The organism is Pseudomonas sp. R45(2017) (assembly GCF_002112305.1).
Lineage (GTDB): Bacteria > Pseudomonadota > Gammaproteobacteria > Pseudomonadales > Pseudomonadaceae > Aquipseudomonas > Aquipseudomonas paraglycinae.
The window spans coordinates 504393-525680 of record NZ_NEHH01000004.1 but is presented as its reverse complement, the minus strand read 5'-3'; the positions used below and the strand labels follow the sequence as shown (position 1 = coordinate 525680).

The 21288-nt window shown below is 62.7% G+C and carries 20 protein-coding genes; all 20 read left to right on the top strand.

Annotated elements, in window-relative coordinates; genetic code table 11:
- Window positions 1–75: 75 nt before the first annotated feature.
- The gene (locus CAF74_RS12425; protein ID WP_085746553.1) at window positions 76–477 is read left to right on the top strand and encodes a DUF2946 domain-containing protein; all 402 of its coding nucleotides are present in this window, start codon (window positions 76–78) and stop codon (window positions 475–477) included.
- Between the two features lie 48 nt (window positions 478–525).
- Window positions 526–1005 (top strand): copper chaperone PCu(A)C, encoded by a 480-nt coding sequence (locus tag CAF74_RS12420; RefSeq protein ID WP_085746552.1) that lies wholly within the window; start codon window positions 526–528, stop codon window positions 1003–1005.
- 21 nt (window positions 1006–1026) lie between these two features.
- Window positions 1027–1473, top strand: a complete 447-nt coding sequence (locus CAF74_RS12415) for a DUF2946 domain-containing protein (RefSeq protein WP_085746551.1) — start codon at window positions 1027–1029, stop codon at window positions 1471–1473.
- Between the two features lie 84 nt (window positions 1474–1557).
- On the top strand, window positions 1558–3678 hold the full coding sequence (locus CAF74_RS12410) for a TonB-dependent copper receptor (RefSeq protein WP_085746550.1): 2121 nt from the start codon (window positions 1558–1560) through the stop codon (window positions 3676–3678).
- 79 nt (window positions 3679–3757) lie between these two features.
- A complete protein-coding gene (locus tag CAF74_RS12405) occupies window positions 3758–5137 on the top strand; it encodes a PepSY domain-containing protein (protein WP_085746549.1) in 1380 nt (459 codons plus the stop codon).
- Window positions 5138–5299: 162 nt separating this feature from the next.
- A complete protein-coding gene (locus CAF74_RS12400) occupies window positions 5300–7426 on the top strand; it encodes a TonB-dependent siderophore receptor (RefSeq protein ID WP_085746548.1) in 2127 nt (708 codons plus the stop codon).
- Between the two features lie 528 nt (window positions 7427–7954).
- A complete protein-coding gene (locus tag CAF74_RS12395) occupies window positions 7955–8743 on the top strand; it encodes an ABC transporter ATP-binding protein (protein ID WP_085746547.1) in 789 nt (262 codons plus the stop codon).
- Window positions 8740–9687: an ABC transporter substrate-binding protein gene (locus tag CAF74_RS12390; protein ID WP_085746546.1), complete on the top strand. Its 948-nt coding sequence runs from the start codon at window positions 8740–8742 to the stop codon at window positions 9685–9687. The genes CAF74_RS12395 and CAF74_RS12390 overlap by 4 nt, the downstream gene beginning before the upstream one ends.
- The gene (locus CAF74_RS12385) at window positions 9684–10694 is read left to right on the top strand and encodes an iron ABC transporter permease (protein WP_085746545.1); all 1011 of its coding nucleotides are present in this window, start codon (window positions 9684–9686) and stop codon (window positions 10692–10694) included. The genes CAF74_RS12390 and CAF74_RS12385 overlap by 4 nt, the downstream gene beginning before the upstream one ends.
- Window positions 10695–10899: 205 nt before the next feature.
- Window positions 10900–12165 carry an urea ABC transporter substrate-binding protein gene (urtA, locus tag CAF74_RS12380; protein ID WP_085746544.1) on the top strand — a complete coding sequence of 422 codons (1266 nt, stop codon included), beginning with the start codon at window positions 10900–10902 and terminating at the stop codon, window positions 12163–12165.
- Between the two features lie 142 nt (window positions 12166–12307).
- Window positions 12308–13810: an urea ABC transporter permease subunit UrtB gene (gene urtB / locus CAF74_RS12375; protein WP_085746543.1), complete on the top strand. Its 1503-nt coding sequence runs from the start codon at window positions 12308–12310 to the stop codon at window positions 13808–13810.
- Window positions 13810–14889, top strand: a complete 1080-nt coding sequence (gene urtC / locus CAF74_RS12370) for an urea ABC transporter permease subunit UrtC (RefSeq protein WP_085746542.1) — start codon at window positions 13810–13812, stop codon at window positions 14887–14889. The genes urtB and urtC overlap by 1 nt, the downstream gene beginning before the upstream one ends.
- Entirely contained in the window at window positions 14886–15755 is an 870-nt protein-coding gene (gene urtD / locus CAF74_RS12365) for an urea ABC transporter ATP-binding protein UrtD (RefSeq protein ID WP_085746541.1), read from the top strand. Before urtC ends, urtD begins: the two co-directional genes overlap by 4 nt.
- A 154-nt stretch (window positions 15756–15909) precedes the next feature.
- Window positions 15910–16608 (top strand): urea ABC transporter ATP-binding subunit UrtE, encoded by a 699-nt coding sequence (urtE, locus tag CAF74_RS12360; protein WP_007950600.1) that lies wholly within the window; start codon window positions 15910–15912, stop codon window positions 16606–16608.
- 43 nt (window positions 16609–16651) lie between these two features.
- Window positions 16652–17491, top strand: a complete 840-nt coding sequence (locus CAF74_RS12355; RefSeq protein ID WP_085746540.1) for an urease accessory protein UreD — start codon at window positions 16652–16654, stop codon at window positions 17489–17491.
- 226 nt (window positions 17492–17717) lie between these two features.
- Window positions 17718–18020: an urease subunit gamma gene (gene ureA / locus CAF74_RS12350; RefSeq protein WP_039766748.1), complete on the top strand. Its 303-nt coding sequence runs from the start codon at window positions 17718–17720 to the stop codon at window positions 18018–18020.
- 9 nt (window positions 18021–18029) lie between these two features.
- Complete coding sequence (locus tag CAF74_RS12345) at window positions 18030–18563, top strand: GNAT family N-acetyltransferase (RefSeq protein WP_007950603.1); 534 nt, start codon at window positions 18030–18032, stop codon at window positions 18561–18563.
- 5 nt (window positions 18564–18568) lie between these two features.
- The gene (locus CAF74_RS12340) at window positions 18569–19102 is read left to right on the top strand and encodes a GNAT family N-acetyltransferase (RefSeq protein WP_039766745.1); all 534 of its coding nucleotides are present in this window, start codon (window positions 18569–18571) and stop codon (window positions 19100–19102) included.
- Window positions 19102–19407, top strand: coding sequence for an urease subunit beta (locus tag CAF74_RS12335; protein WP_007950605.1), 306 nt, complete (start codon window positions 19102–19104; stop codon window positions 19405–19407). The genes CAF74_RS12340 and CAF74_RS12335 overlap by 1 nt, the downstream gene beginning before the upstream one ends.
- Window positions 19408–19568: 161 nt before the next feature.
- On the top strand, window positions 19569–21269 hold the full coding sequence (ureC, locus tag CAF74_RS12330) for an urease subunit alpha (RefSeq protein ID WP_085746539.1): 1701 nt from the start codon (window positions 19569–19571) through the stop codon (window positions 21267–21269).
- Window positions 21270–21288 lie beyond the last annotated feature (19 nt).

Genomic DNA, 21288 nt, shown 5'->3' with positions numbered 1-21288 from the left:
ACGACGCTTTTTTACTTATCGGCCCTGATCAGGCTAAATAGCCGCGCCTGATCGCCCACCCTACGGATCTGTCCCATGAACCGACACCGGCTCGCATTTGCCTGGATCGCCTGCTTTGCAGTGCTGTTCAACATGCTCGCCATGCCGTTGACGGGAGCGATGGCGCAGGCGGCGCAGACGCCGGCCGAGCAGTTGCTGTGGAGCAGTTTCTGCACCGGCAGCGGGACGAAGATGGTGGCGATCGACATCGGCAGCCTCGATCAGAAAGCGCCGCAGAGCGGTGACAATCATTCGACCATGCAGCATTGCTGGTGCTGTTCCGGATCGGCGCCGGTGGTGGCGTTGCCGGGGCATTCGCCGCAGCTGTATTTCGCCCGATACGAAAGCAAACGCAGCGTGGCGCCCGCCGTGCTGCAAACTCCGACACCGCGTCAGCAATGGCCGAGCCTCAATCCCCGCGCTTCCCCTCTGGTTTGATTTGTTCCCGCATTTGACCTGCGTTTCAAATCGTTCTGGAGAACTGCCATGTTGAACAAATTCATCGTCATCGCTGCGCTGTTGCTGCCTGCGTGCTTCGCCCATGCCCACGAATACAAGGCCGGCGAGCTGGAAATCGCCCACCCGTGGTCACAGGAACTGCCGCCGAACGCGCCGACGGTTGCCGCGTATTTCATCATTCACAACGCCGGCAAGACGGCTGACCGCCTGCTCAGCGTCGACTCGCCGATCGCCCCGACAGCGGAACTGCACGAGCACGTGATGCAGGGTGATCTGATGAAGATGCAACAGGTGCCGAACGTGGCCATCCCGGCCGGTGGAAACGTGACCTTCGCGCCGATGGCCTATCACGTGATGCTGATGAATCCGACCGACCGCAGTCTGCTGACCGACGGCAAGCGCTTCCCGCTGACCCTGCACTTCGAAAAGGCCGGTGACGTGACCGTCGAAGTCGCGGTGCAGAAGAAGCCGCCGCAAGCCACGCAAGCCCACGCGCACGCCCAGTAACCGTTCCGGCAGACTCCGCCCATGCGCCCCCTGAGCGCCAGGCCCTCCCTGCAACGCCGTCAGACTGAACACCTGACCCGCGGCAGCTGGATCGCCCTGTTCGCCATGTTGATGATCTTCATCGGCCCGCTGATTTCTCAGTCGATGCCGATGGATCAGCACGCCTCGACCTCCATGCCGATGAGCATGGACATGTCGATGGACATGCCGGGAATGGATCATTCCGCGCATGAAGCGAAACCCTCGGCGGAACACTGCCCGCCGCAATCCTCGCACCACGTGCTGTGGGAAAAATGCGGTTATTGCAGCCTGCTGTTCAACTGCCCGGCGCTGACCGGTGGCGGCAGCTTCGCCACTTTCAGCATTCCTCTGGTCAACACCTTCACCCCACCCTCCCCGCGTCTGGGCCATGCCCGGCAGACCTTCTTCCCCGGCGCCCGCACCCGCGCCCCACCCGTCGCAGCGTAAACACCCAACTCTGATTGCACACGGTTGAGAAGACAGCCTCAGGCTGCCGGCCGTGTCGTTTACGACTGTTTGATGGAAATTGTCATGTCCAGGTTTTCTGCTGTCCCGCGCCCGGCTTCTGCCCCGGCGTCCTTTGCCCTGAACGAATCCCGCGTTCGTTTCAGGCACGCTACCGCCGTCCTTTGCGGCGTCCTGCTGTCCCCGCTGGTCCACGCCGACGAACACGCCGGCCACGCTGACGAACTGAGCCCCACGGTGATCACCGCCATCGCCCCGAGCTCGCCGCTGACCATCGTCACCAACCCGAAGGACCCGCGCCAGCCAGTACCGGCCAGCGATGGCGGCGACTACCTGAAGACCATTCCAGGCTTCGCCCTGGTGCGCAACGGCGGCACCAACGGTGACCCGGTGCTGCGCGGCATGTTCGGTTCGCGCCTGAACATCCTCACCAACGGCAGCATGATGCTCGGCGCCTGCCCCGGCCGGATGGACGCGCCGACCTCGTACATCTCGCCCGAGACCTACGACAAACTCACCGTGATCAAAGGCCCGCAAACCGTGCTCTACGGACCTGGCGCCTCGGCCGGCACGATCCTGTTCGACCGCGAACCGGAAAGCTTCGGCGAACTCGGCACCCGGGTGAACGCCAGCGTGCTGGCCGGCTCTCACGGACGCTTCGACAAGGTCGTCGATGCGGCAGCCGGCGGTTCGCTGGGTTACGTTCGGGTGATCGGCAACACCGCGCATTCCGACGACTACCGCGACGGCAACAACGATATCGTTGCCTCACGCTACGACAAGTGGAACGGCGACGTGGCGCTGGGCTGGACCCCGGATGCCGACACCCTGATCGAACTCACCGCCGGCAAGGGCGACGGCGAAGCACGCTACGCAGGACGCGGCATGGACGGCTCGCAATTCCTGCGCGAAAGCCTCGGTCTGCGCGTCGAGAAATCCAACATCACCGATGTGCTGGAGAAGCTCGAAGCCCAGGTCTACTACAACTACGCCGACCACGTGATGGACAACTACACCCTGCGCACGCCGTCCGGCACGGGGATGATGGCCGGTCCCATGGCGTCCAACGTCGACCGCCGCACCCTCGGCGCGCGGATCAAGGCCACCTGGCGCTGGGCCGATATCCAGCTGATCACCGGCCTCGACGCGCAGACCAACGAACACCGGCAGCGCAGCGGCATGGGCATCGATACCTACAAGGATCAGCCGTACACCAAGGACGCCGACTTCCATAACTACGGGGTGTTCAGCGAAATGACCTGGTACGCCGCCGACCGCGACCGGCTGATTACCGGCGCCCGGGTCGACCGCGCCTCGGCCAGGGATTTCCGGCAGACCACCGGCTCGGGAATGATGTCCCGGCCGAATCCGACTGCCGGCGATACCCGTGCCGACACCCTGCCGAGCGGTTTCATCCGTTACGAGCATGACCTGGCCGACAGCCCGACCACGCTCTACGCCGGCCTCGGCCACGCCCAACGTTTTCCGGATTACTGGGAGCTGTTTTCGCCCAAGTCCGGCCCGGCGGGTTCGGTCAATGCGTTCGATTCGATCAAACCGGAAAAGACCACTCAGCTCGACTTCGGCGTGAACTACAAGGACGCCGACCTCGAAGCCTGGGCCTCGGGCTACATCGGCGTGGTGCGCGACTACATCCTGTTCGATTACACCCCGACGATGATGGGCATGAGCACCTCCCGCGCCGAGAACATCGACGCGCGGATCATGGGCGGTGAACTCGGTGCCGCCTACAAACTCACCGACAACTGGAAAGCCGATGCGACCCTGGCCTACGCCTGGGGCAAGAACAGCAGCGACGGCAAGGCTCTGCCGCAGATGCCGCCGCTGGATGCGCGCTTCGGTCTGACCTATACCGAAGACAACTGGAGCGCCGGCGCACTGTGGAGGGTGGTTGCCGCGCAAAACCGTATCGACCAGAACAAGGGCAACGTGGTCGGCAAGGATTACGACAAGAGTTCGGGCTTCGGCGTGTTCTCGCTCAACGGCGCCTACCGGATCAACAAACACTGGAAGGTCAGTACCGGCGTCGACAACCTGTTCGGCAAGGCTTACGCCGAACACCTGAACCTGGCGGGCAACGCCGGGTTCGGCTACCCGGCCAACGACCCGCAAGCGATCAATGAACCGGGGCGCACGCTCTGGACCAAGGTGGACATGAGTTTCTAACCCTCAAGGGCGCTCGCTCCCTTGAGGGAGCGGGCGGCAACAGACAACGAGAAGATCCAAGCCAAGCGGAGCACACGTGATGAAACAGCCCAAACCGAATTTCTACAACCTGGCCTGGCGTTGGCATTTCTATGCCGGATTGTTCGTCGCGCCATTCATGGTGATGCTGGCCCTGACCGGCATCATTTACCTGTTCAAGCCGCAGCTCGATTCGCTGATGTACAGCAGCCTGCTGAACGTCCCCGCCGGGCATCACACCGTGCCGGCCGATGACTTGCTGCAAAAGGTCAAAAGCGCTTATCCACAGGGCCAGGTCACCCAGTACCTGCCACCGGCGAATGCCGAGCGCAGCGCGCAGTTTGTCGTGGCCAATGCCGGCCATGAACTGAACGTATTCGTCGATCCGTACCACGGCGACATCCTCGGCGAGCAGGATGCCAAGCAGAACCTGCAAGCCATCGCCCGGGCGATTCACGGCGAACTGATGATCGGCACCGTCGGTGACCGACTGATCGAAATGGCCGCCGGCTGGGGCGTGGTGCTGGTGGTGTCCGGGGTTTTCCTGTGGTGGCCGCGAGGTCAGGCAGCGGGAATTTTGTGGCCACGCCTGAGCAGTCGCGGCCGCGTGCTGTGGCGTGACCTGCATGCCGTGACCGGATTCTGGGGCGCCGCATTGCTGCTGGTGATGCTGCTCAGCGGCATGACCTGGACCGGCTTCTGGGGCAAGCAATACGCGCAGGTGTGGAACGTGTTCCCGGCGGCGATGTGGAACAACGTGCCGACCTCCGACGTCGAGGCTGGCAGCCTCAACAACGCCGCCCGCCAGACCGTACCGTGGGCGATGGAAAACACCCCGATGCCGATGTCCGGCGACCACGCCGAACACATGGCCCACGGCGGCATGCAACACGGCCCCGCTGCACCGACCATCCGCCTGCAGGATGTGCAAAACATCGCCATCGAGCGCAAGGTCGAGCCGGGCTACAGCATCACCCTGCCGACCACTGCCACCGGCGTGTTCACCATCGCGGTATTCGCCGACGACCCGCGTAACGATGCGACCCTGCACGTCGATCAGTACACCGGCAAAGTTTTGGCCGACGTGCGCTTCGAGCAGTACGGCGCTGTTGCCCGGGCTACCGAGATCGGCGTGATGCTCCACGAAGGTAAGATGTTCGGCACCTTCAACCAGATCATCGTGTTGCTGATCTGCATGATGATCCTGCTCAGCGCTGTCAGCGGCGTGGTGATCTGGTGGAAGCGCCGGCCACAGGGCAAGTTCGGCGTGCCGCCGCTGCGCCACGACCTGCCGAAGTGGAAAACCGGGGTGGCGATCATGCTGGTGCTGGCGGTGGTGTTTCCGCTGGTGGGGGCTTCGCTGGTGGTGGTGTGGTTGCTGGATCGGCTGCTGGTGTCGCGTCTGGGCCGACAAGCTGAATCTGCCTCAACTTCATCATGAAACAGGCGAGATGCGCGATTTAGACAGATCTTTAAACTGCCGGGGCTTAAACTCCGGCAATTTTTAGTGTTACTGTATAACGCAAATTTGCTGCTCTGCCCGCAGCCATGCACTGTCATGAGCCTGCGGGCTTTTCTTTTGAAGAAGTGATTCACCGCCCCGATGAACAAGTACCTCTTGTCCAGCCTCTGTCTGTTCGCCTTGAACAACAGCGCCCACGCCGACAATGCCCCGCTGACGCTGCCCACCGGCACCATCACCGCCCCGGCCAATGACGACCAGACCGTCAGCCTGACCACGCCGACCAGTGCCGGCTCGCGTCTGAACCTCAGCGCGATGGAAACCCCGGCCAGCGTCGAAAGCCTCAGCGGCGAGCAAGTCCGCGCCCGTGGCGATCGCAGCGTGCAGGACGCGGTGTCGCGCAGCACCGGCATCAGCCGCACCGGCACGCCGGGCGATGGCGGCACCTCGTTGCAGGCTCGGGGTTTTACTGGGCAGAGTTCGGTGATGCAGTTGTATGACGGTAACCGCATGTACACCGGCATGGGCACCGTGACGTTCCCGGTCGACACTTGGTCGGTGGAGCGCGTCGATGTCCTGCGCGGCCCGGCCTCGGTGCTGTACGGCGAAGGCGCGACCGGTGCGGTGGTCAACGTGATCCCGAAGAAACCGTTCGAAGGCGAAATCGAAAACCACGTGCGCGTCGGCTACGGCTCGTTCGACCGCCAGCAACAGGCGTTCGACAGCGGCGGTTCGCTGACCGACACCCTGAGCTATCGCCTCAACCTCAACCGCCTGCGCAGCAATGGCTGGGTCGATCGCGGTGATTCATTCAGCGACTTCATCTGCGCCGCCCTGCGCTGGCAGGCCAATGACGACCTGACCTTCACCCTCGCTCACGATTACGGCGACCAGCGCCCGCAGAACTACTTCGGCACGCCGCTGATCAACGGCCAGTTGAAAGACGGCCTGCGCAACAAAAACTACAACGTGCGCGACGACAAGCAGCACTACAACGATCAATGGACGCGCCTGACCACCGACTGGCAGATCAACGATACGGTCAGCGCCAGCAACGAGCTGTACTACCTGAAGGCCCAACGCCGCTGGCAGAACGCCGAGAACTACAACTTCGACGCTGGCAGCCAACAACTCAGCCGCAGCGGTTACTTCGGCATCGGCCACAAACAGGAACAGGTCGGCGACCGCCAGACCTTCACCTTCAAGCATTCGCTGTTCGGCCTCGACAGCCAGACCGTGACCGGCGTCGACTACAACCGCATACGCTTCCAGCTCGACAGCAACTCGCCATTCAATGACGTATTGCCGAACGGTCAGCCGCTGGATCGCTATCACCCGCAAACCGGTTATTTCGAGAGCGCCGACCCGTATCGCGATCAATTCGACAGCACCACCAAACAGATGTCGGTGTTCGCCGAAAACCGCACGCAACTGAGCGAACGCTGGTCGTTGGTAACCGGTGTGCGCCGCGACTACGTGCATGTGGATCGCAACAACCTGGTCGACGGCAGCCAGAGTGACAAGACCCTGACCGGCAACAACTGGAAGGCCGGCCTGGTGTTCGCGCTGACGCAGGACACTTCGTTCTATGGCCAGGTCGCCACCAGCACCGATGGCATCGGCGGTCTGATTTCCCTGAGCCCGAGCCAGCAGCAATATGACCTGTCCACCGCGCGGCAAACCGAGATCGGCCTGAAGCAGCTGTTCTGGGATCAGCGTGGCGAATTCACGCTGGCGGCGTATCGCATCGTGAAGAAGAAGCTGCTGACCGACGATCCCGGTAACCCGACGCTCAAGCAGCAGGTCGGCCAGCAATCGTCGAACGGCCTGGAAGCCAGCCTCGATCTGCAATTGCCACACGCCTGGCAACTGCAAGCCAACGCGGCGATCGTCAAGGCCAAGTACGACGATTTTGAAGAAGTGGTCGGCGGCGTGCCGGTGTCGCGCAATGGCAATCGTCCGGTGGACGTACCACGGCGCACCGCCAATCTGTGGCTGAGCAAGGCGCTGACCGATGACCTGAAAGCCGGCGCCGGCGTGCGTTATGTCGATGCGCGCTACGCCGACATGGCCAACCATAACGAGCTGCCGAGCTACACCGTGATCGATGCGACGCTGTCGTGGAAAGCCCTGCGCAACACCACGCTGGGGTTGCAGGTGAACAATCTGTTTGACCGGACATATGCGCAAAGCCAATACAATGAGGGCCAGCAGTGGATTCTGGGTGAACCTCGTTCGTTCTTTGTCACGGCTGACTACACCTTTTGACTCACTGGCCCCGCCCTCACCCTAACCCTCTCCCGGAGGGAGAGGGGACTGACCGAGGTGTTTGGGCAAGTTACACCGACCTGAAATACCGGGTCGAACTCAGGATTTGAAGAGCACGAAGATCGGCTCCCATTTCCCCTATGGACGGGGCTGACCGAGGTGTTTGGGCAAGTTACACCGACCTGAAATACCGAGTCGAACTCAGGATTTGAAGAGCACGAAGATCGGCTCCCATTTCCCCTATGGACGGGGCTGACCGAGGTGTTTGGGCAAGTTACACCGACCTGAAATACCGAGTCGAACTCAGGATTTGAAGAGCACGAAGATCGGCTCCCATTTCCCCTATGGACGGGGCTGACCGAGGTGTTTGGGCAAGTTACACCGACCTGAAATACCGAGTCGAACTCAGGATTTGAAGAGCACGAAGATCGGCTCCCTTTCCCCCTCGCCCCCTTGGGGGAGAGGGCTGGGGTGAGGGGGATGGATCTACCAGACAGACATAACCTTGGAAATCACACTGAACCTCACATGACCTCACTGTCCCTCACTAATCTCGCTTGGTCCCCCTTGGGCCACGGCCACTGTCATCACCAGTTCCAGCTGCGTGACGCCTCGCTGCAAGTGGCCGCCGGTGAGTTCGTCGGGCTGATCGGGCCCAATGGCAGCGGCAAGACCAGCCTGTTGCGTTGCGCCTACCGCTTCAGTCAGCCGGAAACCGGTGAGGTCAGACTCGATCACCACAACGTGTGGAAGCAATCCTCGCGCTGGTGCGCGCAACGCATCGCCGTGGTGCTGCAGGAATTCCCCGACGCCTTCGGCCTGACCGTCGAAGAAGTGGTCGCCATGGGCCGCACGCCGCACAAAGGCCTGTTCGACGGCGACACGCTGGAAGACCGCCACCTCGCCACCCAGGCCCTCAAATCCGTGGGCCTCGACGGCTTCGAAGACCACGCATTCGCCACGCTGTCCGGCGGTGAAAAACAACGCGTGATCCTCGCCCGGGCCCTGACCCAGCAACCGCAACTGCTGATCCTCGACGAGCCGACCAACCACCTCGATCCGCGCTATCAGCTGGAACTGCTGCAACTGGTCAAGCGTTTGCAGATCGGCACGCTGGCGAGCATCCACGACCTGAACCTGGCTGCCGCGTTCTGCGACCGCTTGTACGTGATCAACCACGGTCGCATCGTCGCCAGCGGCACCCCGCAAGAAGTCCTCACTGTTGAATTGCTGCGCGACGTGTTCGGCGTCGAAGCATTGATCGATCCTCACCCCCTTCACGGCTACCCGCGAATCACCTGGATAACCCGACCATGACTGTGCGCTCCCTGCTTTGCCTCGCTCTGCTGCTGGGCACCACCCAAGCCTTTGCCGAGGCCACGAAGTACCCGCTGACGATCCAGAGCTGCAACCGCGAAGTGACCTTCAAGCAAGCACCGAAACACGCGGTCAGTCACGACATCAACATGACCCAGATGATGCTCGCCCTCGGCCTCAAGCCGAAAATGGCCGGCTACAGCGGCGTCAGTGGCTGGAAGTCGGTGACGCCTGAAATGCAGAGTCTTCTCGACGGTCTGCCGGAGCTGGCAGCCAAGTACCCGTCGGTGGAAACGTTACTCAACGCCAACGTCGATTTCTTCTTCGCCGGCTGGGATTACGGCATGCGCGTCGGCGGCGATCTCACGCCGCAGACCCTGCAACCGCTGGGCATCAATGTGTATGAACTGACCGAGTCCTGCGCCTTCGTGATGAAGCGCCCGGCCGCGACGCTGGACGACACCTACAACGACCTGCGCAACCTCGGAAAGATTTTCGACGTGCAGGATCGCGCCAACGCGCTGATCGCTGACATGCAAAGTCAGGTCGCCGAAATCCGCAAAGACCTGCCCGCTGAAAAACCACGGGTGTTCCTGTACGACAGCGGCGAAGACCGCGCCATGACCTCCGGCCGCCTCGGCATGCCGCAAGCGCTGATCGACGCGGCCGGTGGGCGCAACGTTCTCGATGACGTCGAAGCGAGCTGGACCCGGGTCAACTGGGAGACCGTGGTCGAGCGCAATCCGCAGGTGATCGTGATCGTCGACTACAGCGAAATCACCGCCGAGCAAAAGATTGAATTCCTGCTGAAGAACAAGGCGCTGCAATCGGTGGACGCGATCAAGAACCAGCGCTTCATCGTCATCCCTTACGTGCAGGCCACGCCGGGGATCGACAACGTGCTGGCGGTGGAAACCCTGGCCAAAGGTTTCCACGGCGAATGATCGACCGTCGCTATGCGCTGCTGCTGATCGCCCTCGGTGCCGTATTGCTGGTGTCCTGCGTGGTATCGCTGGGTTTCGGCCCGGCGCGGGTGCCGGTGGACGTGGTGTGGCGGATTCTGCTGCACAAACTGTTCGGCCTCGGTGTGCCGGACTGGAGCGCCGGCCAGGAACACATCGTCTGGCTGATCCGCGTGCCGCGCATGCTGCTCGGTGCATTGGTGGGCGCCGGGCTGGCGTTGATCGGCGCGGTGCTGCAAGCGGTCACGCGAAATCCGCTGGCCGATCCGCACCTGCTTGGCGTCACCTCCGGTGCCACCCTCGGCGCAGTGATCGTGGTACTGCACATCGGCGAAATCGTCGGCCTGCTGACCTTGCCGATCGCCGCGTTCATCGGCGCGTTGTTGAGCATGTTTCTGGTGCTGGGCATCGCCAATCGGCAGGGTCGGCTGGACAGTGATCGTCTGCTGCTGTGTGGCGTGGCCGTTTCGTTCGTGATGATGGCGATCGCCAACCTGCTGTTGTTCATGGGCGATCACCGCGCCAGTTCGGCGGTGATGTTCTGGATGCTCGGTGGCCTTGGTCTGGCGCGCTGGGAGTTGTTGGCGGTGCCGGCGCTGAGCGTGTTGCTTGGCTTGATTCTGCTGATCGGCATGGCCCGTCCGCTGAACGCCTTGATGGCCGGCGAACAGACCGCCGTCACCCTCGGCCTGAATGCGCGGGCGGTGCGTCTGCGGGTGTTCGTGATTGCTTCATTGATGACCGGGGTGCTGGTGTCGATCAGCGGCTCCATCGGTTTTGTCGGGCTGATGGTGCCGCACATTGCCCGGCGCCTGATCGGTGCCGAGCATCGGCGTCTGCTGCCGGTGTGCGTGTTGCTCGGCAGCGTTTTCCTCGTCTGGGTCGACGTCGCGGCGCGGACGCTGATCGCCCCCGAAGACCTGCCCATCGGTGTTGCCACCGCTGCCCTCGGCGGGCTGTTCTTCATCGGCCTGATGCGCCGCCGCTGAATCCTCCGGGTGCGCCCCAATCTGGCGCACCCCGTTGCACCTTTGCATGCAACACGTCCCCTCATGGTGCGCCGACTTCGTGCGCAACCGCTCTAAACCGACATTTCCCTGCCCAAACCCGACCGGGCACAGCCCTTGCAAAACAGCCTTCAGTCGTTCGCATCTGCCAACCATAAAAAACTTTAACGTTCATGGAGATCGCACAATGAAGCGTCGCAGTTTGATCAAGGCTTTCACACTCACGGCATCCATTGCCGCGATGGGCATGACCTGGACCGTACAGGCCGCCGAGACCATCAAGGTCGGGATTCTGCATTCGTTGTCCGGCACCATGGCGATCTCCGAAACGTCGCTCAAGGACATGGCGTTGATGACCATCGACGAGATCAACGCCAAGGGCGGGGTGAACGGCAAGATGCTCGAACCGGTGGTGGTCGACCCGGCGTCGAACTGGCCGCTGTTCGCGGAAAAGGGCCGGCAGTTGCTGACCCAGGACAAGGTCGCGGTGGTGTTCGGTTGCTGGACCTCGGTGTCGCGCAAATCGGTGCTGCCGGTGTTCGAAGAACTCAACGGCCTGCTGTTCTACCCGGTGCAGTACGAAGGTGAAGAGATGTCGCCGAACGTGTTCTACACCGGCGCCGCGCCGAACCAGCAAGCGATCCCGGCGGTTGAATACCTGATGAGTGAAGAAGGTGGCAGTGCCAAGCGCTACTTCCTGCTCGGCACCGACTACGTCTACCCGCGCACCACCAACAAGATCCTGCGCTCGTTCCTGCACTCCAAAGGCGTGGCCGACAAGGACATCGAAGAGGTCTACACCCCGTTCGGCCACAGCGACTATCAAACCATCGTCGCCAACATCAAAAAATTCTCGGCCGGCGGCAAGACCGCTGTGATCTCGACCGTGAATGGCGACTCCAACGTGCCGTTCTACAAAGAGCTGGCCAACCAGGGCCTGAAGGCCACCGACGTACCGGTGGTGGCATTCTCGGTGGGCGAAGAAGAACTGCGCGGCATCGACACCAAGCCGCTGGTGGGCAACCTCGCGGCGTGGAACTACTTCGAGTCGGTGGATAACCCGGTGAACAAGAAGTTCGTCGCCGACTGGAAAGCCTACGCGAAGAAACACAACCTGCCGGGCGCCGACAAAGCGGTGACCAACGACCCGATGGAAGCCACTTACGTCGGCATCCACATGTGGGCGCAGGCGGCGGAGAAAGCCAAATCGACCGACGTCGACAAGGTCCGCGAAGCCCTCGGCGGCCAGACCTTTGCCGCGCCGTCCGGCTACACCCTGACCATGGACAAGACCAATCACCACCTGCACAAACCGGTGATGATCGGCGAGATCCAGAGCGACGGTCAGTTCAACGTGGTGTGGCAGACCGAGGGGCCGATTCGGGCGCAGCCGTGGAGCCCGTTCATTCCGGGTAATGACAAGAAGCCGGAGTATGCGGTGAAGAGCAACTGAGTTAACCCGCTCAACCTGATCGTTCCCACGCTCTGCGTGGGAATGCAGCCGGGGACGCTCTGCGTCCCAAGAGCGGACGCGGAGCGTCCGTTGAGGCATTCCCACGCAGAGCGTGGGAACGATCAATACAGGAATGCCCGTTATGCCCACTGCCCTTTACCGCTTGATCCTGGCCGTCGCACTTTTGCTGCCGATGGCCGTCCATGCCGGAGATGCGGAAGACTTCGTCGCCGCCAACCCGACGCAACAGGCCAAACTGCTGGAAGCCTGGGCCGCGCAGCCCGATCCGGCGCGTGTCGAACTGATCAATGCCCTGCAACAAGGCGAACTGACCGTCGACGGCCAACCCAAAACCCTGCGCCTGAACAACCGCCTGCGGGGTCTGATCGACACCGCGCTGGCCAGCCACCAATTGCTCGCCGCCGACGCCAAAACCCGTCTGACTGCCGCGCAGCAATTGCAGAAAAGCGCCAAACCGGCGCAGCTGAAATTTCTCGACCAGCAACTGGCTGGCGAAACCGATGAAAGCGTCCACGCCGCCCTGAGCCTGGCGCTGGCCAACCTGCAACTGGTCGACACTGACCCGGCGGTACGCCTCGCAGCCGTGCGTCTGCTCGGTGAAACCGGCGATCCACTGGCCCGCACCCGCCTCGAAGGCCTGCTCGAACTCGGCGTCGAAACCGATGCCAACGTGCGCACCGCCGCCGAAACCAGCCTCGCCCAGGTCAAGCGCAAACTGCTGGTCGGCGAACTGCTCGGCCAGGCCTTCAGCGGCATGTCCCTCGGTTCGATTCTGTTGCTCGCGGCACTTGGCCTGGCGATCACCTTCGGCCTGCTCGGCGTGATCAACATGGCCCACGGCGAAATGCTGATGCTCGGCGCCTACTCGACCTACGTCGTGCAGCTGATGTTCCAGCGCTACGCGCCGAATGCCATCGAGTTCTATCCGCTGATCGCGCTGCCGGTGGCGTTCTTCGTCACGGCCGCCATCGGCATGGCCCTGGAGCGCACGGTGATCCGTCACCTCTACGGCCGCCCACTGGAAACCCTGCTCGCCACCTGGGGCATCAGCCTGATGCTGATTCAGCTGGTGCGACTGGTGTTCGGTGCGCAGAACGTTGAAGTGGCGAACCCGGCGTGGCTGTCCGGCGGGATTCAGGTGCTGCCGAATCTGGTGCTGCCGTACAACCGCATCGTGATCATCGCCTTTGCGTTGTTCGTGGTGGTGCTGACCTGGCTGCTGCTGAACAAGACCCGCCTCGGCCTGAACGTGCGCGCCGTCACCCAGAACCGCAACATGGCCGCCTGCTGCGGCGTGCCCACCGGGCGCGTCGACATGTTCGCCTTCGGCCTCGGCTCGGGCATCGCCGGGCTCGGTGGCGTGGCCCTGAGCCAGATCGGCAATGTCGGCCCGGACCTCGGCCAGAGCTACATCATCGACTCGTTCCTGGTGGTGGTGCTCGGCGGCGTCGGGCAACTGGCCGGCAGCGTGTTCGCCGCATTTGGCCTGGGCATCGCCAACAAGATTCTCGAACCGCAGATCGGTGCGGTGCTCGGCAAGATCCTGATCCTCGCGCTGATCATTCTGTTCATCCAGAAACGTCCGCAAGGCCTCTTCGCACTGAAAGGACGGGTGATCGACTGATGAACCAGCCTCTAGTAGTCACGGCCACACAAAAGGCCGGCCCGAAAGTCACCCTCGCCATCGGCGCGGTGGTGCTCGCCTTGCTGATCGCTCTGCCGCTGCTGTCGCTGTTGCCGGCGGACAGTGCACTGCACGTTTCTGCTTACACCCTGACGCTGGTCGGCAAGATTCTCTGCTACGCCATCGTCGCCCTGGCACTGGATCTGGTCTGGGGTTACGCCGGTCTCTTGTCGCTGGGCCACGGTCTGTTCTTCGCCCTCGGCGGTTATGCGATGGGCATGTACCTGATGCGCCAGGCTGCCGGTGATGGCTTGCCGGCGTTCATGACCTTTCTGTCTTGGACGGAATTGCCGTGGTACTGGAGCGGCACCGGTAACTTCCTCTGGGCGATGTGCCTGGTGGTGTTGGCGCCGGGGTTGCTGGCGCTGGTGTTCGGTTTTTTCGCCTTCCGCTCAAGGATCAAGGGCGTGTATTTCTCGATCATGACCCAGGCCCTGACCTTCGCCGGGATGCTGCTGTTTTTCCGCAACGAGACCGGGTTCGGCGGCAACAACGGTTTCACCAATTTCCGCACGATCCTCGGTTTCGGCATCACCGAACCCGGCACGCGCGCGGTGCTGTTTCTGGCGACGGTGTTGCTGCTGGTGGCGAGTCTGTTCATCGGCTGGCGGCTGGCGCGCAGCAAGTTCGGCCGGGTGCTGACCGCGTTGCGTGACGCGGAAAATCGCCTGATGTTCTGCGGCTACGACCCGCGCGGCTTCAAGCTGTTCGTCTGGGTCTTGAGCGCAGTGTTGTGCGGCCTGGCCGGTGCGTTGTACGTGCCACAGGTTGGGATCATCAACCCGAGCGAAATGTCGCCAACCAACTCGATCGAAGCCGCCGTGTGGGTGGCCCTTGGCGGGCGCGGCACCCTGATCGGCCCGCTGCTCGGCGCCGGTGTGGTCAACGGCATGAAGAGCTGGTTCACCGTGGCCTTCCCCGAATACTGGCTGTTCTTCCTCGGCGCGCTGTTCATCGTCGTGACGTTGTACCTGCCCAAGGGTGTGATCGGTCTGCTGAAGAAACGAGGTGAATCATGAGAGTCACGGCGAGCGCTGAATTCATGCTGGAACCGGCCTTTTTCCCGGTGGAACCGAACAAGGACGAAGGCACCAGCCGCGACTCGATCGGCCTCGGGCAACGCGTCGGTCCGGGCCTCGACACCCGCCACGGCACGATCCTGACCCTGGAAGACATCAGCGTCAGCTTCGACGGTTTCCGGGCGCTGAACAATCTGAACCTGTACATCGGCGTCGGCGAACTGCGCTGCATCATCGGCCCCAACGGCGCGGGCAAGACCACGCTGATGGACGTGATCACCGGCAAGACCCGACCAAGCCACGGCAAAGCGTGGTTCGGTGAAACCCTCGACCTGACGCAGATGAGCGAAGTGCAGATCGCCCAGGCCGGCATCGGTCGCAAGTTCCAGAAACCGACGGTGTTCGAAGCATTGAGCGTGTTCGAGAACCTGGAGCTGGCGCAGAAAACCGACAAGTCGGTGTGGGCCAGCCTGCGGGCGAGGTTGAGCGGCGAGCAGAAAGACCGGATCAGCGAAGTGCTCGACACGATTCGCCTGACCACTTCGGTCAATCGCCCCGCCGGGCTGCTGTCTCATGGGCAGAAGCAGTTTCTGGAAATCGGCATGTTGCTGATGCAGGACCCGCAATTGCTGCTGCTCGATGAACCGGTGGCGGGCATGACCGACGCCGAAACCGAATTCACCGCCGAGCTGTTCAAGTCGCTCGCGGGCAAGCACTCGCTGATGGTGGTGGAACACGACATGGGCTTCGTCGGTTCGATTGCCGACCACGTCACCGTGTTGCATCAGGGCAGCGTGCTGGCCGAAGGATCACTGGAACAGGTGCAGGACAACGAGCGCGTGATCGAGGTTTACCTCGGTCGTTAGCCCTGCGATTCAGATCGTTCCCACGTCGAGGCGTCGAACCGTCCGCGTGGGAATGCCGCCATGGACGCTCCGCGTCCGCCGTTATGTGACGCGGAGCGTCACGGGATTCATTCCCACGCAGAGCGTGGGAACGATCACCGGGGAGAGTTTGAACATGCTGCAAGTCGACAAGCTGCATCAGTACTACGGCGGAAGCCACATCCTGCGCGGCCTGAGCTTTGACGTGAAGGTCGGCGAAGTGACCTGCCTGCTCGGGCGTAACGGTGTGGGCAAGACCACGCTGCTCAAATGCCTGATGGGCCTGTTGCCGGCCAAGGAAGGCGCGGTGAACTGGGAAGGCAAACCGATCACCACGTTCAAGCCGCATCAGCGGGTGCACGCCGGGATCGCCTACGTCCCGCAGGGACGGGAGATTTTCGGCCGGCTGACCGTGGAAGAAAACCTGCTGATGGGTCTGTCGCGTTTCCCCGGCAGCGAAGCCAAAGAGGTTCCGGCGTTCATCTACGAGCTGTTCCCGGTGCTGTTGCAAATGAAACAGCGGCGCGGCGGCGACTTGTCCGGTGGTCAGCAACAGCAGCTCGCCATCGGCCGCGCACTGGCCAGCCGTCCGCGTTTGCTGATTCTCGACGAACCCACCGAAGGCATCCAGCCGTCGGTGATCAAGGAAATCGGCGCGGTGATCAAGAAGCTCGCGGCCCGGGGCGACATGGCGATTCTGCTGGTGGAGCAGTTCTACGATTTCGCCGCCGAACTGGCCGATCAGTACCTGGTGATGTCCCGGGGCGAGATCGTGCAGCAGGGCCGTGGCGAAAATATGGAAGCCGAAGGTGTACGCGGGCTGGTGACTATTTGAGGTTACGGTCTAATCTGTAGCGTCCTAACGATAATCAGAAAACATGAACTTACCTGTTGCGACTGCCCTGTTTACCCCGAGCTGGCATGCCGAGCTGGAGCTGGCCTACGCCCGCTTCGGCGATTGCACGCGGCCGACCCGACGCCGGCACCTCGGCCCGTTGCGGGTGCAAAAGCATCTGTACGCCGAAGGGCCCGAGGTCTGTCAGCACATCATCGTCCACCCGCCGGGCGGGATTGCCGGGGGTGACCGGCTGGACATCAGCGCCCGCGTCGAACAAGGCGCCTGGGCGCAGATCACCAGCCCCGGCGCGGCCAAGTGGTATCGCGCGGCGGGGCCCGCTTATCAGTCGCTGAACCTGCATGTCGCCGATGGCGCGACACTGGAATGGCTGCCCCAGGAAACCATCGTCTACAGCGCCGCCCAGGCTGAACTCACGACCTCGATCGAGCTTGAAGGCGATGCGCGACTGTTTTACTGGGACGTGGTGGCCCTCGGGCGTCCGGCCAGTGGCGAGCGTTTCGACCTCGGGCATTTCCAGGCGCATCTGGATATTCGCCGTGATGGGCGGTTGTTGTGGCATGAGCGCCAGCGCATCGTCGGCGATGACGGTTTGCTCGATTCGCCGATCGGGCTGGATGGCCATCCGGTGTTTGCGACGTTGCTGGTCACCGGTGAGATTGATGCTGAATTGCTGGAGCGCTGCCGCTCGCTAAACCACGACGTGCGCGGGGATCTGACGCAACTTCCCGGACTTTTGGTCGCCCGTTGTCTGGCCGGTGAAGCGTTGCTGGCGCGGGCGTGGCTTATTGAATTGTGGCGCTTGTTGCGGCCGAAATTGATGGGACGCGAGGCTGTACCGCCAAGAATATGGAACACCTGAAAACCAGCCCTCACCCCCCGCCCTCTCCCGGAGGGAGAGGGGGCCTGACCGAGGTGACCGCTGGAAATGTTTCAGACACGAGAATTCAACTGACTGAACTGGCCACTGAAAACGACCGAGATCAGTCCCCTCTCCCTCCGGGAGAGGGTTAGGGTGAGGGCTGGGTCTGACTGGCACCCCACTCACCACAAGAACCACACAAATCTGCCCAAATGGATTTAAAACGATGGACCTGACCCCACGCGAAAAAGACAAGCTGCTGATCTTCACCGCCGGCCTCGTTGCCGAGCGGCGACTGGCCCGTGGCGTGAAGCTCAACTACCCGGAAGCCATGGCCTACATCTCGGCGGCGCTGCTCGAAGGCGCTCGTGACGGCCAGACCGTGGCCGAACTGATGCACTACGGCACCACCCTGCTGACCCGCGATCAGGTGATGGAAGGCATCCCGGAAATGATCCCGGAGATCCAGGTCGAAGCGACGTTTCCCGACGGCACCAAACTGGTCACCGTCCACCAACCGATCGTCTGAGGCCGCGCCATGACTTACACCATCCGCGATGCACTGCACGCCGACCTGCCGGCGATCCGTGACATCTACAACGACGCCGTGCTCAACACCACGGCGATCTGGAATGAATCCGCCGTCGACCTCGGCAACCGTCAGGCGTGGTTCAGCGCCCGTCAGGCTCAGGGTTATCCGATCCTGGTGATCGTCGACGCCGACAACACCACCCTTGGCTACGCTTCGTTCGGTGACTGGCGGCCGTTCGACGGTTTCCGCCACACCGTCGAGCACTCGGTCTACGTGCGCAGCGACCAGCGCGGCAACGGCCTCGGCCCGCAACTGATGACCGCGCTGATCGAACGCGCGAAAACCTGCGACAAGCACGTCATGGTCGCCGCTATCGAGAGCGGCAACGCTGCGTCTATCCGCCTGCACGAGCGCGCCGGTTTCATCACCACCGGGCAGATGCCGCAAGTCGGCACCAAGTTCGGCCGCTGGCTCGACCTGACCTTCATGCAACTGACCCTCAATCCTGGCGCGGAGCCGCCGCCCGCCCACAAGGAGTGACACCGATGAACCCCGCCCAACTGCGACGCGTCAATGCTGAAAGTTTTGCGCACTATCGTCAGGGCCTGATTGACCTGTTGCTCGACGCCGTGGGTTATGGCGCCAGCGTCGGCTTCATGGCCGACCTCGATGCCACGCAGGCCCGCGCCTATTTCGACGACGTGCAGGACAACCTGAACAAGGGCAACGTCTTGCTGTGGGTGGTGGTCAAGGACGAACAGGTGCAGGCCAGCGTCCAGTTGAGCCTGTGCCAGAAGGCCAACGGCCTGAACCGCGCCGAGGTGCAGAAACTGCTGGTGCGCGAACACGCCCGGCGACGCGGCCTCGGCCAGCAGTTGATGCAAGCACTGGAACAGACCGCGCGTCAGTACAAGCGCGGCATGCTTTACCTCGACACCGAGGCCGGCTCCCCCGCCGAAGATTTCTACAAGGCCCTGGGTTACACCCGGGCCGGGGAAATCCCCGATTACGCTTGCGACCCGAACGGCACCTATCGCCCGACGGCCCTCTATTACAAAGTCCTGCAAGGAGCGAACTGATGATTCCCGGCGAATACAAAATCCAGCCCGGCGACATCGAACTCAACGTCGGTCGCCGCACTGTCAGCCTGAAAGTGGCGAACAGCGGCGACCGGCCGATCCAGGTCGGCTCGCACTATCACTTTTTCGAAACCAACGATGCCCTGACCTTCGACCGCGCGGCCAGCCGTGGCATGCGCCTGAACATTCCGGCGGGCACCGCCGTGCGCTTCGAGCCTGGGCAGAGCCGCGAGGTGGAACTGGTGGACTATGCCGGGCACCGGCGGGTGTTCGGGTTTGCCGGGCGGGTCATGGGTGACCTCTGAGTCCGCGTGTACCGCAGCCCTCACCCCAACCCTCTCCCGGAGGGAGAGGGAGCCGATCACCGATAGCCGCCTCACCGCGATCAGTCCCCTCTCCCTCTGGGAGAGGGTTAGGGTTAGGGTGAGGGTCGATGGCTCACCGCTATTTTCCTGAAGGACGCCAGATGAAGATTTCCAGACAAGCCTACGCCGACATGTTCGGCCCCACCGTCGGCGACAAGGTGCGCCTGGCCGACACCGAGCTGTGGATCGAGGTCGAACAGGACTTCACCACCTACGGCGAAGAAGTGAAGTTCGGCGGCGGCAAAGTGATCCGCGACGGCCAGGGTCAGAGCCAGTTGCTGGCGGCCGAAGTGGTCGACACCGTCATCACCAACGCCCTGATCATCGACCACTGGGGCATCGTCAAGGCTGACGTGGGCCTCAAGGACGGGCGCATCGCCGCCATCGGCAAGGCCGGCAACCCCGACGTGCAGCCCGGCGTGACCATCGCCATCGGCGCCAGCACCGAAGTGATTGCCGGCGAGGGCATGATCCTCACCGCCGGCGGCATCGACACCCACATCCACTTCATCTGCCCGCAGCAGATCGAAGAGGCGCTGATGAGCGGCGTCACCACCATGATCGGCGGCGGCACGGGACCAGCCACCGGCACCAACGCCACCACCTGCACTTCAGGGCCGTGGCACCTGGCGCGGATGCTCCAGGCAGCGGACGCATTCCCGATGAACATCGGCCTCACCGGCAAGGGCAACGCCAGCCTGCCGGAGCCGTTGATCGAACAGGTCAAGGCCGGCGCCATCGGCCTCAAGCTGCACGAAGACTGGGGCACCACCCCGGCGAGCATCGACAACTGCCTGAGCGTCGCCGACCAGTACGACGTGCAGGTAGCGATCCACACCGACACCCTCAACGAGTCCGGTTTCGTCGAAACCACCCTCGGCGCGTTCAAGGGCCGGACCATCCACACCTATCACACCGAAGGTGCCGGTGGCGGCCACGCGCCGGACATCATCAAGGCCTGCGGTTTCGCCAACGTACTGCCGAGTTCGACCAACCCGACCCGGCCGTTCACCCGCAACACCATCGACGAACACCTCGACATGCTGATGGTCTGCCACCACCTCGACCCGAGCATTGCCGAAGACGTGGCGTTCGCCGAAAGCCGCATCCGCCGCGAAACGATTGCCGCCGAAGACATCCTCCACGACCTCGGCGCGTTCTCGATGATCAGCTCCGACAGCCAGGCCATGGGCCGCGTCGGCGAAGTCATCACGCGCACCTGGCAGACCGCCGACAAGATGAAGAAACAGCGCGGGCCGCTCGCGCAGGACGGCGAAGGCAACGATAACTTCCGCGCCAAACGCTACATCGCCAAGTACACGATCAACCCGGCGATCACCCATGGCATCAGTCATGAAGTGGGTTCGGTGGAAGTCGGCAAATGGGCCGATCTGGTGCTGTGGCGCCCGGCATTCTTCGGCGTGAAACCGACGCTGATCCTCAAGGGCGGCGCCATCGCCGCCAGCCTGATGGGCGACGCCAACGCGTCGATCCCGACCCCGCAACCGGTGCACTACCGCCCGATGTTCGCCAGTTACGGCGGCTCGCTGCACGCCACCAGCCTGACCTTCATCAGTCAGGCGGCGCAGGCGTCGGGATTGCCCGAAGCATTGGGCCTGAAGAAGAAAATCGCGGTGGTCAAAGGTTGCCGCGACGTGCAGAAAACCGACCTGATCCACAACGACTACCTGCCCAACATCGACGTCGACCCGCAGACCTATCAGGTCAAGGCCGACGGGGTGTTGCTCTGGTGTGAACCGGCCGAAACCCTGCCAATGGCCCAGCGTTACTTTCTGTTCTGAGCCAAAGCCCCGGTCGTCG